Genomic DNA, 13236 nt, shown 5'->3' on the forward strand with positions numbered 1-13236 from the left:
GGTCGGCAAAGGTGATGGGTTTCGCAAGAGCTCACCCCATCCTACGATTCTGCAGGACCTACCGTCCCAGCGCCAGCGCGATCAGGCCGACCGTGCCGGCGATCACGCGCCACCACGCGAAAAACGTAAAGCCGTGGCGCGTGACGTAGGTCAAAAACGTCTTCACCACGATCATCGCGGTGATGAAGGAAACCACGAAGCCGATGGCGACGACGCCGATGTGATCGGTCGTCATCTCGCCGCGGTTCTTGTAGAAGTCATACGCGAACGCGCCGATCATGGTCGGGATCGCCAGGAAGAATGAGAATTCCGCGGCCGACCGCTTGTCCGAGCCGAGCAGCATCGAAGCCACAATGCTGGCGCCGGAGCGCGACACGCCGGGAATCATCGCCACGCACTGCGCGATGCCGATCCACAGATACATCATCAGCGGGAACCGCGTGGCGTCGAACTCGCGCGGTTTGAGCTCGAGCTGATCGACCCAGATCAGGATTGCGCCACCCACGATCAGCGAGAAACAAACCACCCACGGATTGAACAGCAGTTCCTTGATGTATTTGCCGGCAACCAGGCCGACGATGACAGCCGGCAGGAACGCCACCAGCACGCCGATGACGAAGCGCCGGTCGTCGGGGTTGGAGAACATCCCGAGTGCGACCCGCCACAATTTGGTGAAATAGAGCACCACGATCGCGAGAATCGCGCCGAGCTGAATCAGCACGACAAAACTCTGCCAGAAATTGCCCTCACCGAGGCCAAAGAAGCGTTGCGCCAGCAGCAGATGGCCGGTCGAGGAAACCGGTATGAATTCCGTCACACCCTCGACGATGCCGAGAATCACCGCCCGCACTGCATCTGACATCATGATTGGGTCCGTTTCCGATCGAAATCAGCCGAAAAAGCCGGGCCCTTCTCGCCTATTCAAACCCATCTCGCAATCGCAAAAAAACAGCAAACACCGGTTGCCTCGTATGCAGGCTCGGCTATAGCGTTTCGAGCGAACCGACACCGGATCGCGTAGCAATCTGCGTGAGGAAAACGCGCCGAAACAAGTGATTGCGGCCTCCCTTCTGATTTCAATCGGGACCCGAATAGGGTCTAGTGGCTCCGTTCGACTGACGCGGCCTTGAAGAGATTGAGGGTTTTTTAAGCGCCGCGAACTAACCCCGAGGATTCCTGATCCAAGGACTTCCAATTCCAAGGACTTCCAACTCCAAGGGCTTCCGATTCAAGGACTTCATGTACACGCTGCACCATCATCCGTTCTGCCCGCATTCGCGTTTCATTCGCCTGATCCTCGGCGAACACGGCCTCGATCTGCGCCTGGTGGAAGAACGGGTCTGGGAACGTCGCGAGGCGTTTCTCGCGCTCAACCCCGCGGGCACCACGCCGGTCCTGATTGCCGAAGGTTATCCCGCGATACCCGGCGTCGGCATCATCGCCGAATATCTCGATGAGGTGCATGGCCCCAGTGCCGACGAGCGGCGCATGCTGCCGGTCTCGATGGGCGAGCGCATCGAGGTGCGCCGGCTGATGGCGTGGTTCAACGAAAAATTTTTCGAGGAGGCCTCCAATCCGCTGGTGACCGAGCGCATCTACAAGCGCTTCATGAGCGAGGAGAATGGCGGCGGCGCCCCGGCGGCCGACGTGATCCGCGCGGCCAAGGTCAATGTGCGCTATCATCTGGCCTATATCGGCTGGCTGGCGCAGACGCGGAACTTCCTTGCCGGCGACCGGCTGACCTACGCGGACCTCGCCGCCGCGGCGCACCTTTCGGCGATCGATTATCTGGGCGATGTGCCATGGAGCGAGGACGACGCGGCAAAGGCGTGGTACGCGCGGGTGAAATCCCGCCCGTCGTTCCGTCCGTTGCTGAGCGAATGGCTGGCCGGCGTGCCGGCGTCGCAGAGCTACGTGGACCTCGACTTCTGAACAAGGCCAGACTCTCCGACGAAGATCTCAAGGCCGCGCTGGCGCATGAAGCGCGCGCGCTCGGCTTCGATGGCATCGGCGTCACCGGTCCTGAAGCGATCGTTCAGGCCGGGAAACATTTTCATGAGTTCCTTCAGACCGGCGCCCATGGCGACATGGACTGGCTCGCCGCCAGCCCCGAGCGCCGCACCGATCCGCGCGTGCTGTGGCCCGGCGTGCGCTCGGTAATCATGCTCGGCGTCAATTACGGGCCGGATGAAAATCCGCTGCACATTCTCGAAAAGCGCACGCGCGGTGCGATCTCGGTCTATGCGCAAGGTGACGACTATCACGATTTGATCAAGAAGCGCCTCAAGGCGCTGGCGCGATGGCTGGTCGCGATGTCGGGCGACGAAGTCAAGGTGTTCGTCGATACCGCGGCCGTGATGGAAAAACCGCTGGCGCAGGCGGCTGGATTGGGCTGGCAGGGCAAGCACACCAATCTGGTGTCGCGCGAGTTTGGGTCATGGCTGTTTCTCGGCGCGATCTACACCGCCACCGACCTGCCGCGCGACGAGGCGGACGCCGATCGTTGCGGTTCCTGCCGCGCGTGCCAGGACATCTGCCCGACCGCGGCATTCCCGGCGCCCTACAAGCTCGATGCGCGCCGCTGCATTTCCTATCTCACGATCGAAAACAAGGGCCCGATCCCGCGCGAATTCCGCAAGGCGATCGGCAACCGCATCTATGGCTGCGACGATTGCCTCGCCATATGCCCGTGGAACAAGTTCGCGCAACAAGGGCGCGAAACAAGACTGGCCGCCCGCACGGAATTGCGCGCACCGTCACTTTCGGAATTGGCCCGGCTCGAAGACGGCGCGTTTCGCGCGCTGTTTGCGAAATCGCCGGTCAAGCGCATCGGGCGCGACCGCTTCATTCGCAATGTGCTGATTGCAGTCGGCAACTCCGACGATGCGTCACTGGCACATGAGGCGGAACGATTGCTTGACGACGAAAGCGCGCTGGTGCGGGGCGCGGCGGCCTGGGCACTGTCGCAGCTGATGCCACCGGAAGCCTTTGCCGAACTGGCGAGCCGAGCCGCAGCCGGCGAGACCGACGCGACCGTTCGCGCGGAATGGATGGATTGCGCCCTGCCCGCTTGATTTTGCCCCGCGGTTTCCGTCATGTTCGCCGGTCATGACAAATCAGCCCTTCTTCGCCAAAAACGGCGACGCCTTCATCCCCAATCCGGTTTCGAACGGTCCGTGGAATCCGACCTCGATGCATGGTCGTGTCGTGGTCGGTCTTCTGGCCCACGTGATCGAGGAGCGCCACGGCTCCGACGAATTCGTGCCGGCACGGCTGACGGTCGACATGTTCCGGCTGCCGGACATCCACACGCCGGTGGAGGTCACCACGCGGCTGATCCGCGAGGGCCTGCGGATCAAGGTGGTGGAAGCCGAGTTTTTCTCCGGCACCACCCGCATGGCGCGGGCCTCCTGCCAGTTGTTGCGCCGGACGGAAAATGCGCCGGGCAATGTCTGGTCGCCGTCGAACTGGGACGCGCCGCTGCCGGAAACGATCCCGGCGCCGACCGACCCCAGGCTCGGCATGAACGGCAAATGGACGACCAGGCCGATCACAGGCCACATGGGCTCGCTCGGCCCGCGGCGTTTGTGGATGAGCGAGGTCCGTGAGCTGGTCGACGGCGTGCCGATGTCGCCCTTCGTCCATGTCGCCACCGGCGCGGATTTCGCCAGCCCGTTTGCCAATGCGGGCGATAAAGGCCTCGGCTATATCAACAGCGACGTCACGCTCTATCTGCACCGCCTGCCGGTGACGCGATGGATCGGCTTCGACGTGGTCAACCATCACGCCAGCGACGGCGTCGCCATCGGCGAGTGCTGGCTCTATGACGAGAAGGGCCCGATCGGCACGTCGACGGTGGCAGCATTGGCGCAGAAGAAGCCGATGACGAACGTGCCGCCGCCGTAAGGCTGTTTCTCCGTCATTGCGAGGAGCGTAGCGACGAAGCAATCCATCTATCCGCTATGCCGCGCTATGGATTGCTTCGCTTTGCTCGCAATGACGGTGAGTGAATTTACTCCACCAAATGCCGCGCCATCTCGGGCCGCGCCTTCAGCGCGGCGCCCTGCTTGGCGACGATCTTGGCGATCCGCTCGGGCGCAAAATTCAACTGGACGAAAGCCGGCGCGGTGTTGGCGACCTCGTGATATTCGAGAATCTTGCCGTCGCGCAGCCGCATGATCGAAACGCCCTCGAACATCGCCCGCGCGCCCTTGGCCTCCGGCAGCGTCGAGCGGTAGCTGAACGTATAGCGCGCATAGAGCGTCTGGCCGTCGCTGACGGGACTGTGCATGTCCCAGCGAAAGTCGGTGGCCGTGCGATAGAACCAGTCGTCGATCAACTCGGCGATCTTCGCGCGGCCGGCGAAGGCGCCGTAGAACACGTCGTGATAGACGCCGTCTTCGGTGAACAATTCGGCGAACGCCTTGCCGTTGTGCTGTTCGACGTTGTCGCAGAACGCGCGCAGCAGCTCGGATGTGTTCATGGCGTTTCTCTCCCTTACGTTTTTCTTCCCCTCTCCCCTTGTGGGAGAGGGTGGATCGAATGGGCATTAGCTCATTCGAGACGGGTGAGGGGTTGTCTCCGCAAACGCAGTGCCCGCGGATAGAGACCCCTCATCCGGCGCTTCGCGCCACCTTCTCCCACAAGGGGAGAAGGGAAGAAGAAACTTACCCGATCTCCGCCACGGCGGCGATGATCCTTGCAATATCCTGCGGCCGCGACAGGCGGTGATCGCCGTCCTGGATCATGGTCAGCACCACATCCTCGCTCGGCAGCCGGTGCGCCAGCGCGAACGCATGCTGCCAGGGCACGTCAGGGTCCTGCGCGCCTTGCAGGATGCGCACGGGGCAGCCGACCTCGATGGCGCTGCCGAGCAGAAGGTGATTGCGGCCGTCCTCGATCAGCGCGCGCGTGATCGGATAGGGCGCGCCGTATTGCGACGGCCGCATCCAGACACCCTTGGTCTGGATCGCCTCCTGAATTTCGGGCGTAAACTGGTTCCACATCAATTGCTCGGTGAAGTCGGGCGCCGGTGCGATCAGCACCAGTCCCGCCAAGCTCGGCTGGCTCGCTTGCGATGCCGCCTGGCTCGCTTCCCGCTTTGCGATCTCGCGCGCCAGCAGCAGCGCCATCCAACCCCCCATCGACGAGCCGATCACGACCTGGGGGCCGCGACAAAACCGCGCGAACACGGCAACGCTCTCCTCGAGCCAGCGCCCGATGGTGCCGTCGATGAAGGCGCCGCCGGACTCGCCATGGCCGGAATAGTCGAACCGGACACAGGCGCGGCCCCGTTCGGCGGCCCAGGCATCCAGCGCCAGCGCCTTGGTGCCCTTCATGTCGGAGTTGAAACCACCCAGCCAGATCAGGCCGGGAGTACCTCCGGCGCGGGCCCGCACCGCGATTTTGCGCTTGTCCTCGCCGCTACCCACCTCGATGAAGGCCGGTTCCTGATCGTTTACCGCTGAATTGGTCATGGATTCGCTACTCTTGCCCGCTGCTTTGTCGGCGAGCCCACCTCCTGGGTCAACCACCGGTCAACGCTGGCAAGCGCACAGGCAATCTCGGGGCTGTCCTTGCAGAACGTGCCGTTGCGCTATATTTGCCGGGCGTGACCAAAATGCCTCGCATTTGACGGTTTTCGAGCGCAGACAGCGAGTTCGCTTGCTCAGCGCCGCGTATTGCTTCAAAATATAGCCTTCCTTCACAGCATTGGAGAATTACCCATTCGCCGTCCCAACAGAGCCCCGCCCGCTGCAGCCAAAGACGGGCCGCGCACCAATGATGAAATCCGCAACGCGCAGATCCAGCTGATCGATCAGAACGGCACCAACCACGGAACGGTCGAGACCGTGGTAGCCGTCAAGATGGCCCTTGAAGCGGGCATGGATCTTGTCGAGATTTCGCCGAACAATAATCCTCCCGTTTGCAAAATCATGGACTACGGGAAGTTCAAATATTCCGCGCAGAAAAAAGCCGCTGAAGCCCGCAAGAAGCAGAAGGTCGTCGAGATCAAGGAGATCAAGCTGCGGCCGATGATCGACGATCACGATTACGACGTGAAGATGCGCGCGATGCAGCGGTTCTTCGAGGAAGGCGACAAGGTCAAGATCACCTTGCGCTACCGCGGCCGCGAAATGGCCCATCAGGAGATCGGCACCAAGCTCTTGGACAAGGTCAAGGCCGACGTCGCCGAGTTCGCCAAGGTCGAGCAGGACGCGCGATTCGAAGGCCGCCAGGTCGTGATGGTACTGGCGCCGCGCTGAGCGTCAATACGCGCTCAATCGATAGCGAAACACGCCCTCGGAATTGATCCGGGGGCGTTTTCAATTGGGCGTCAGGCCTCGACTTCCACATCCCTGCGCTCGCGGCCCGAAATCATGGCGGCATCGATGCACGCAATGATGTGCCGTCCGTAGTCGCCGGTAACCGGCACATCCGTGCCATGAAGGATCGCCGCCGCCATCGCCTGCCATTCCCTGACGACGGCGTTCTGCATCCACACAGGATCATGGGAGTTCGGAACGTCCGTCCACGTTCCGTTTCGTCCGATTGCAACCCCGCGATCGAAGTCGATCCGGAGCGTGCCGCGCTCGCAGACGAGGTCTATGTCGAAGGTTCCAGCGCCGTCGCGGAAGCCGATGCTGGCCACCTGGGCGAACCGGCCGTCGGTAAAGCGCAGCAGCATCATGGCGCTGTCATCGGCTTTTTGATCGTGAAACGACGTGCTGACCGCGGCCGAAACCGATGCGACCCGGCCGTTCATCAGCCAGACCAGCTGATCCAGCGCGTGGATCCCGGCGGTCATCAGCATGCCGCCGCCGGTTACGGGATCGAGGTGCCAGCCACGTCGGTTCGGCTCCATCCAGATCTTCTGCAGCGAGCTCGACCCCGTCACGGGCCTGCCGAGTTCACCGCGATCGAGGATCTCGCGCGCCACGAGGCAGGGCCAGACGAAATGCATGATCTGCCCGACCATCAATTTGCGACGGCCGGTTTCGGCGGCCGCAATGATGCGGCTGCATTCGGCGACCGACAACGCCATCGGCTTTTCCAGCAATACGTGCTTGCCGGCCTGCAGCGCGGCCACCGCCAACTCGCAATGCAGGTGATGCGGCGCCGTGATCGCGACGGCGTCGACCGACTTGTCACCCAGCATCGCGCGCCAATCGCCATATGGCTTGCCGCCATGTTCGGCGGCGAAACCTTCGGCGAGCGCCAGTTCTTCCGCACACACTGCGACGACGCTGACATCCGGAACGGCCGCAATCGCGCGCGCGTGAAAGGCGCCGAAAAATCCGGCGCCCAGAATACCTACTCCCAGCATCAGACGTCCCTTGATCGAGCCGCGTCTTGCGCGCGTGCCATCAAGTTACAGCCAATGCGGCGGATACGGCAAAGTCAGCTGCGTGTGGCCTGCCAGGTGCCGCTGCAGCGATCGCCGGTGATGATGCCGCTCCAGGAGCCGGCGCCGCTGGTGCCGGCGAGCCGGCCGCCGCCGCTGGCCTTGGACGCGCCAACCGACACGTTGACGGCAACCGCGCCGCCACGGCTGACCGAGCCTGAGACCCTGCCCCCGCCTGCCGATGACACCCGGGTTCCCATCACCTGGAACGGGACGCTGTAGCCGGAACTGCAATTGCCCCGGGTGGTAGCAAACACCACGTTCCAGGTGCCGTTGTAGGCGCCTGAGGCTCTGGCCGCGTCGGCGGAGGAGGGCACCGCGGTCACGGCAAGCGCGGCGAACACGGGGAGCCAGCGCAGGGTCGAAAAGTGGGAAAAGGTGGGGAGGCGGGAAATGGAACGATGAAATCTAGTCATTTTGGTCCTGCCAGGGCTGAGACGGGGATCACATCAACGACTACGTCACAGCACAGGGTTTACCGGTTCAACGTTGCAAACATGCGTCTGGTCTGCCATAAGCCCAGCCTTCATCGCCCGGCTGATTAAGGGCTGCCGTGTCGATGACCCCGTGCGGGTGGTTTCGTTTTCGAAAAAACCTGAGCACTTTCAACGCTCTAACGAGCATTTTAAGCCGCAAAAGCGCCCCTCGGGGCGCGTTTTCTTGTGGCCATAGGAGAGCCAAATGCCCAAGCTGAAGACCAAGTCAGGCGCTAAAAAGCGCTTCAAGGTGACTGCCACCGGCAAAGTGATGCACGCCCAACGCGGCAAGCGCCACGGCATGATCAAGCGGACGAAGAAGCAGATTCGTCAGCTCCGCGGCACGCGCGTGCTGTTCAAGACCGACGGCGACAACGTCAAGAAGTACTTCTTGCCGAACGCCTGATCGCGCTCGCATTTCCGATTTAGCCGGCCGCGTGCGCGCGGCAATCCGTCACCTGATTTCAGATTTTAAGGATAGCAGTCATGTCTCGCGTCAAACGCGGTGTGACCTCTCACGCCAAGCACAAGAAAGTCTACAAGGCCGCCAAGGGCTTTTCCGGCCGCCGTAAGAACACCATCCGCGCCGCCAAGGCCGCGGTCGAAAAGGCCGGGCAATATGCCTTCCGTGACCGCAAGCGTAAGAAGCGCACGTTCCGCGCACTCTGGATCCAGCGCATCAATGCCGCGGTTCGTCCGTTCGGCATGACCTACAGCGTCTTTATCAACGGCCTCTCGAAGTCAGGCATCACGGTGGACCGCAAGGTGCTGTCGGATCTCGCCATCACCGAGCCGGCGGCGTTCCAGGCGATCGCTGAAAAGGCCAAGGCTGCGCTCGCAGCCTGAGGTTCCAAGGTACCTGAAAAGGCACCCGACTTGAGGCGTCAGCGAGCCCGTGCAGGGCCCGCGGCTTTCAGCGCTCGCTGCGAATAGCGCTGGGCGACCTTCGCCCGGCAGAATGCCGCGAACGAAATATACATCGTTCCTTCTTCGTGGCTGAACTTGCGGTCGCAGGCATCCTTTTCGCGCTGATAGGCCTTTTTCTGCTGCGCCTTGAGGCGGGCGAGGAAGTCGCCCTCGCATTTCGTTTCAACGGCGTCGGTGAGCCCAACGTCGCCGGTGGCCCCGCCTGAGCAGGCCGAGGCGATTTGCATGGCACGGTTGCAGCTCGCCGCCTTCATCGCAGCCAAGACGTCGTCCCTCGACTTCGCCGGACAATCTTCGGCGGCGGCAGGTGCGGCAAACGACAGAACGAGGGCCAGAACGGCCATCCCAGGTCCAAAACGCATCACTTGCTCCCTTCTCGAACTCACCGTGAGTAGAGCGTGCGGGATCAAGGGTTCAAGCGCCGCCTGCTCCGGTTACGGGCTTTTTGCTTGACGTTTCAGCCCGGGAGCGGCGACAACCGGCGGCCTTTTGCGAAAGAGATTTGACCGTGTCCGACCTCACCACACTCGAACAGACCATCCTCACCGATATCGCTACCGCCGCCGACGAAGCCGCGCTCGAAGCGGTGCGCGTTGCCGCGCTCGGCAAGAAGGGATCGATCTCGGCGCTGCTGGCAACGCTCGGCAAAATGTCGCCGGACGAACGCAAGACCCAGGGCGCCGCGATCAACGTCGCCAAGGACAAGGTCACGCAGGCGCTGACCGCGCGCCGCGATATCCTGAAATCGGCCGCACTCGACGCCCGCCTTGCTTCCGAGACCATCGACGTCACGCTGCCGCTGCGCGATCCGGTGGCCGAACAGGGCCGCATCCATCCGCTGAGCCAGGTGATGGATGAGCTGACATCGATCTTCGCCGACATGGGATTTGCGATCGCCGAAGGTCCCGATATCGAGACCGACGACTACAATTTTACAAAACTGAATTTCCCCGAAGGCCATCCGGCGCGGGAGATGCACGACACGTTCTTCTTCAACCCGAAGCAGGACAATTCGCGCATGCTGCTCCGCACGCACACCTCGCCGGTGCAGGTGCGCACCATGCTGAACCAGCAGCCGCCGATCCGCGTGGTCTGCCCGGGCCGTACCTATCGCATCGATTCCGACGCGACGCATACGCCGCAGTTCCACCAGGTCGAGGGCCTCGTCATCGACAAGGGCTCGCATCTCGGCCACCTCAAATGGATCCTGCACGAGTTCTGCAAGGCGTTCTTCGAGGTCGACCACATCAACATGCGGTTCCGCCCGTCGTTCTTCCCGTTCACGGAGCCCTCGCTCGAGGTCGACATCCAGTGCCGGCGCGACAAGGGTGAAATCCGGTTCGGCGAAGGCGAGGACTGGCTGGAGATTCTCGGCTGCGGCATGGTGCATCCGAACGTGCTCCGCGCCTGCGGCATCGATCCGGACGTCTATCAGGGCTTTGCCTGGGGCATGGGCATCGATCGCATCGCGATGCTGAAGTACGGCATGTCCGATCTCCGTCAGCTGTTCGACAGCGACGTCCGCTGGCTCAACCATTACGGCTTCAAGCCCCTCGACATCCCGACGCTGGCGGGGGGATTGAGCACGTGAGCGCGCGCGAACTCCGAAAGAATTCCACCGATGCTGAACGTATCCTCTGGTCCGAACTCCGCGATCACAAGCTGAACGGCATCGGCTTCCGGCGCCAGGTGCCGATCAAGAACTACATCGCCGACTTCGCCTGCCATGCAGCAAAGCTGGTGGTCGAGCTCGACGGCGGACAACTTTTTTCGGATCAAGCCGAGCAGGCTGACGCCGTTCGATCGTCGGTGATTGAGGCCAGAGGCTTCCAGGTGCTCCGCTTCAGCAATCTCGACGTGATGACAAATCGCGCCGGAGTACTCGAAACGATTGCCACTACCGTTGTGGCGCGAGCCCCCACCCTGACCCTTCCCCGCAAGCGGGAGAGGGGACAAGAGAAGCAACCATCATGAAGTTCACGCTCTCCTGGCTGAAGGAACATCTCGACACCGACGAGCCGCTGGAAAAGCTCGCCGACAAGCTCACCATGATCGGGCTTGAGGTCGAGCAGATCGACGACAAGGCCAAAGCGCTGGCGCCGTTCTCGATTGCGCGGGTGATTTCGGCCGAACAGCATCCGAATGCCGATCGTTTGCGCGTCTGCATGGTCGATACCGGCGACGGTGGCGCACCGGTGCAGGTGGTTTGCGGCGCGCCGAACGCGCGCGCCGGCCTGATCAGCGTGTTCTCGCCGCCCGGCACGTTCATTCCCGGCAAGAACATCACGCTCGGCGTAGGCACCATCAGAGGCGTCGAGAGCCGCGGCATGCTGTGCTCGGCGGCCGAACTGCAGATTTCCGAAGACCATGACGGCATCATGGAGCTGCCGGCCGATGCGCCCGTCGGTGCGCCCTACGCGCAATGGGCCGGGCTCGGCGATCCCATGATCGAGATCAACCTGACGCCGAACCGGCAGGATTGCACCGGCGTGCACGGCATCGCCCGCGATCTTTCCGCCGCCGACATGGGCAAGTTCAAAGATCCCGGCATCAAGCCGATCAAAGGCGAGTTCCCCTGCCCGGTGCAGCTGACGGTGGAAGACTCCACGCTGTGCCCAGGCTTTGCGCTGCGGCTGGTGCGCGGCGTCAAGAACGGCCCGTCGCCGGAATGGTTGCAGAAGCGCCTGACCTCGATCGGACTGCGTCCGATCAACGCGCTGGTCGATATCACCAACTTCATGACCTACGACCGCGCCCGGCCGCTGCATGTGTTCGACGCCAAGAAAGTGAGGGGCAATCTCACCGTGCGCCGCGCGCGCGACGGCGAGAGCCTGCTGGCGCTCGACGGCCGCACCTACACGCTCGATCCCGCCATCTGCGTGATCGCGGACGAGCATGGCGTGGAGTCGCTCGCCGGCATCATGGGCGGCGAAGCCTCCGGCTGCGACGAGAACACCACCGACGTGCTGATCGAATCGGCGCTGTGGAACGATATCAACATCGCGCAGACCGGCCGCAAGCTCGGCGTCAATTCGGATGCGCGCTATCGCTTCGAACGCGGCGTCGATCCAGCGTTCATGGTGCCCGGACTTGAGCTCGCGACCAAAATGGTGATGGAGCTGTGCGGCGGCACGCCGTCGGAGAATGTCGTCGTCGGCAATCCCTTCGGCGAAGACCGCGTGATCGATTTCCCGCTTCATGAGGTCAAGCGCCTCGCCGCCATCGAAGTGCCGCTGGTCGAGATGAAGCGCATCCTCAGCCATCTCGGCTTCATGGTGGCCGGCAGCGGTCCGGTCGTGAAGATCGCGGTGCCCTCCTGGCGTACGGATATCGGAGGCAAGGCCGATATCGTCGAGGAGATCGTGCGCATCGTCGGCGTCGACAAGGTGCCGATGACGCCGTTCGAGCGCGGTGACGCGCCGCGCAAGCCGGTGCTCACCACGATCCAGCTGCGCACCCGCCGCGCCAAGCGCGCGCTGGCCGCCCGCGGCATGGTCGAGGCGGTGACGTGGTCGTTCATTGCAAAGCCCGCGGCGGAATTGTTCGGCGGCGGACAGGCCGAGCTCGCGCTCGCCAATCCGATCGCATCGGATCTCTCCGACATGCGGCCGAGCCTGCTGCCCGGCCTGATCGCCGCCGCGCAGGCCAATGCCAATCGCGGCTCGTCCGATGTCGCGCTGTTCGAGGTCGGCCAGGTGTTCAAGGGCGACAAGCCGGAAGACCAGCTGGTCGCGGCCTCGGGCGTGCGTCACGGTTTTGCGTCGGCGAAGGGCATGGGACGGCACTGGTCGGGCTCGGCGGAGGCCGACGCGCTCGACGCCAAGGCCGATGCGTTCGCTGTGCTCGCCGCCGCCGGTGCACCGATGCAGGCGCTGCAGATCGTGCCTGGTGGTGCGAGCTGGCTGCATCCGGGACGTTCCGGCACCATCCAGATCGGCCCGCAAAATGTACTCGGTTATTTCGGCGAGTTGCATCCGCGGACACTGGAGGCGCTCGGCGCCGACGGCCCGCTGATCGCGTTCGAGGTGATCCTGGATCGCATTCCCGACGCCAAGCAGAAGCCGACGCGCGCCAAGCCGGTGCTTGAGCTTTCCGCGTTCCAGCCGGTGTCGCGCGATTTTGCCTTCATCGTCGATCGCGCCGTCAAGGCGGGCGATCTTGTGCGCGCCGCACAGGGTGTCGACAAGAAGCTGATCACGGGCGTGACTGTCTTCGACGTCTACGAAGGCAAGGGCATCGACGAAGCCAAGAAGTCGGTCGCGATCGCCGTGACCATCCAGCCGCGCGAGAAGACGCTCACCGATCAGGAGATCGATGCGGTGGCGACGAAGATCGTGGCCGAGGTGACCAAGAAGACCGGCGGCACGCTGCGCGGATAATGCCGAACGGCGCGAGCGGTTCGGACATCGCGCCCAAGAAGACGTCCGA

Annotated in this window: 15 protein-coding genes; 9 read left to right on the top strand and 6 right to left on the bottom strand. The window is 63.1% G+C overall.

Features of this window, described 5'->3' with window-relative positions:
* Positions 1-58 precede the first annotated feature (58 nt).
* Positions 59-865 (bottom strand): undecaprenyl-diphosphate phosphatase, encoded by an 807-nt coding sequence (locus tag JQ574_RS08655; protein WP_212207532.1) that lies wholly within the window; start codon positions 863-865, stop codon positions 59-61.
* Positions 866-1239: 374 nt separating this feature from the next.
* On the opposite strand from JQ574_RS08655, the gene JQ574_RS08660 reads away from it, so the two are divergent.
* From JQ574_RS08660 to JQ574_RS08670, 3 genes are read left to right on the top strand one after another with little or no spacing between them, the layout of a single operon-like run.
* Positions 1240-1932: a glutathione S-transferase family protein gene (locus JQ574_RS08660; protein WP_211995356.1), complete on the top strand. Its 693-nt coding sequence runs from the start codon at positions 1240-1242 to the stop codon at positions 1930-1932.
* Positions 1881-3074 carry a tRNA epoxyqueuosine(34) reductase QueG gene (queG, locus tag JQ574_RS08665; protein ID WP_212207533.1) on the top strand — a complete coding sequence of 398 codons (1194 nt, stop codon included), beginning with the start codon at positions 1881-1883 and terminating at the stop codon, positions 3072-3074. Before JQ574_RS08660 ends, queG begins: the two co-directional genes overlap by 52 nt.
* Positions 3075-3108: 34 nt before the next feature.
* Positions 3109-3906 carry an acyl-CoA thioesterase domain-containing protein gene (locus tag JQ574_RS08670; RefSeq protein ID WP_212207534.1) on the top strand — a complete coding sequence of 266 codons (798 nt, stop codon included), beginning with the start codon at positions 3109-3111 and terminating at the stop codon, positions 3904-3906.
* Between the two features lie 106 nt (positions 3907-4012).
* Here the strand turns inward: JQ574_RS08670 and JQ574_RS08675 are convergent, their stop codons facing one another.
* Together JQ574_RS08675 and JQ574_RS08680 are read right to left on the bottom strand one after the other, a co-directional pair.
* The gene (locus tag JQ574_RS08675) at positions 4013-4483 is read right to left on the bottom strand and encodes a nuclear transport factor 2 family protein (RefSeq protein ID WP_212207535.1); all 471 of its coding nucleotides are present in this window, start codon (positions 4481-4483) and stop codon (positions 4013-4015) included.
* A gap of 184 nt (positions 4484-4667) precedes the next feature.
* On the bottom strand, positions 4668-5477 hold the full coding sequence (locus tag JQ574_RS08680; protein ID WP_212207536.1) for a carboxylesterase: 810 nt from the start codon (positions 5475-5477) through the stop codon (positions 4668-4670).
* A gap of 249 nt (positions 5478-5726) precedes the next feature.
* Between JQ574_RS08680 and infC the strand changes: the two genes are divergently transcribed.
* Positions 5727-6266 (top strand): translation initiation factor IF-3, encoded by a 540-nt coding sequence (gene infC, locus JQ574_RS08685; protein WP_192736529.1) that lies wholly within the window; start codon positions 5727-5729, stop codon positions 6264-6266.
* Between the two features lie 71 nt (positions 6267-6337).
* Here infC and JQ574_RS08690 read toward each other — a convergent pair whose 3' ends face one another.
* Both JQ574_RS08690 and JQ574_RS08695 read right to left on the bottom strand, forming a co-directional pair.
* The gene (locus tag JQ574_RS08690) at positions 6338-7327 is read right to left on the bottom strand and encodes a Gfo/Idh/MocA family protein (protein WP_212207537.1); all 990 of its coding nucleotides are present in this window, start codon (positions 7325-7327) and stop codon (positions 6338-6340) included.
* A 74-nt stretch (positions 7328-7401) separates the two neighbouring features.
* On the bottom strand, positions 7402-7821 hold the full coding sequence (locus tag JQ574_RS08695) for a hypothetical protein (RefSeq protein WP_212207538.1): 420 nt from the start codon (positions 7819-7821) through the stop codon (positions 7402-7404).
* A gap of 265 nt (positions 7822-8086) precedes the next feature.
* Here JQ574_RS08695 and rpmI point away from each other — a divergent pair, with 265 nt between their 5' ends.
* Both rpmI and rplT read left to right on the top strand, forming a co-directional pair.
* Entirely contained in the window at positions 8087-8287 is a 201-nt protein-coding gene (rpmI, locus tag JQ574_RS08700; RefSeq protein ID WP_008539890.1) for a 50S ribosomal protein L35, read from the top strand.
* An 80-nt stretch (positions 8288-8367) separates the two neighbouring features.
* Positions 8368-8727: a 50S ribosomal protein L20 gene (gene rplT / locus JQ574_RS08705; protein ID WP_192736192.1), complete on the top strand. Its 360-nt coding sequence runs from the start codon at positions 8368-8370 to the stop codon at positions 8725-8727.
* 38 nt (positions 8728-8765) lie between these two features.
* Here rplT and JQ574_RS08710 read toward each other — a convergent pair whose 3' ends face one another.
* Entirely contained in the window at positions 8766-9170 is a 405-nt protein-coding gene (locus tag JQ574_RS08710) for a hypothetical protein (protein WP_212207539.1), read from the bottom strand.
* A 146-nt stretch (positions 9171-9316) separates the two neighbouring features.
* Here JQ574_RS08710 and pheS point away from each other — a divergent pair, with 146 nt between their 5' ends.
* From pheS to pheT, 3 genes are read left to right on the top strand one after another with little or no spacing between them, the layout of a single operon-like run.
* A complete protein-coding gene (gene pheS, locus JQ574_RS08715; RefSeq protein ID WP_212207540.1) occupies positions 9317-10399 on the top strand; it encodes a phenylalanine--tRNA ligase subunit alpha in 1083 nt (360 codons plus the stop codon).
* Entirely contained in the window at positions 10396-10782 is a 387-nt protein-coding gene (locus tag JQ574_RS08720; RefSeq protein WP_312014688.1) for a DUF559 domain-containing protein, read from the top strand. The genes pheS and JQ574_RS08720 overlap by 4 nt, the downstream gene beginning before the upstream one ends.
* On the top strand, positions 10779-13187 hold the full coding sequence (gene pheT, locus JQ574_RS08725; RefSeq protein ID WP_212207541.1) for a phenylalanine--tRNA ligase subunit beta: 2409 nt from the start codon (positions 10779-10781) through the stop codon (positions 13185-13187). Before JQ574_RS08720 ends, pheT begins: the two co-directional genes overlap by 4 nt.
* Positions 13188-13236 lie beyond the last annotated feature (49 nt).

Origin of the sequence: Bradyrhizobium sp. AUGA SZCCT0158 (assembly GCF_018130065.1) — a bacterium.
Lineage (GTDB): Bacteria > Pseudomonadota > Alphaproteobacteria > Rhizobiales > Xanthobacteraceae > Bradyrhizobium.

What these genes read in the sequence shown, in the direction of transcription:
- JQ574_RS08655 (WP_212207532.1), bottom strand. Translation starts at nt 865, where the DNA reads ATGATGTCAGATGCAGTGCGGGCGGTGATTCTCGGCATCGTCGAGGGT.
- JQ574_RS08660 (WP_211995356.1), top strand. Translation starts at nt 1,240, where the DNA reads ATGTACACGCTGCACCATCATCCGTTCTGCCCGCATTCGCGTTTCATT.
- queG (WP_212207533.1), top strand. Translation starts at nt 1,881, where the DNA reads ATGGCTGGCCGGCGTGCCGGCGTCGCAGAGCTACGTGGACCTCGACTT.
- JQ574_RS08670 (WP_212207534.1), top strand. Translation starts at nt 3,109, where the DNA reads ATGACAAATCAGCCCTTCTTCGCCAAAAACGGCGACGCCTTCATCCCC.
- JQ574_RS08675 (WP_212207535.1), bottom strand. Translation starts at nt 4,483, where the DNA reads ATGAACACATCCGAGCTGCTGCGCGCGTTCTGCGACAACGTCGAACAG.
- JQ574_RS08680 (WP_212207536.1), bottom strand. Translation starts at nt 5,477, where the DNA reads ATGACCAATTCAGCGGTAAACGATCAGGAACCGGCCTTCATCGAGGTG.
- JQ574_RS08690 (WP_212207537.1), bottom strand. Translation starts at nt 7,327, where the DNA reads ATGCTGGGAGTAGGTATTCTGGGCGCCGGATTTTTCGGCGCCTTTCAC.
- JQ574_RS08695 (WP_212207538.1), bottom strand. Translation starts at nt 7,821, where the DNA reads ATGACTAGATTTCATCGTTCCATTTCCCGCCTCCCCACCTTTTCCCAC.
- rpmI (WP_008539890.1), top strand. Translation starts at nt 8,087, where the DNA reads ATGCCCAAGCTGAAGACCAAGTCAGGCGCTAAAAAGCGCTTCAAGGTG.
- rplT (WP_192736192.1), top strand. Translation starts at nt 8,368, where the DNA reads ATGTCTCGCGTCAAACGCGGTGTGACCTCTCACGCCAAGCACAAGAAA.
- JQ574_RS08710 (WP_212207539.1), bottom strand. Translation starts at nt 9,170, where the DNA reads ATGCGTTTTGGACCTGGGATGGCCGTTCTGGCCCTCGTTCTGTCGTTT.
- pheT (WP_212207541.1), top strand. Translation starts at nt 10,779, where the DNA reads ATGAAGTTCACGCTCTCCTGGCTGAAGGAACATCTCGACACCGACGAG.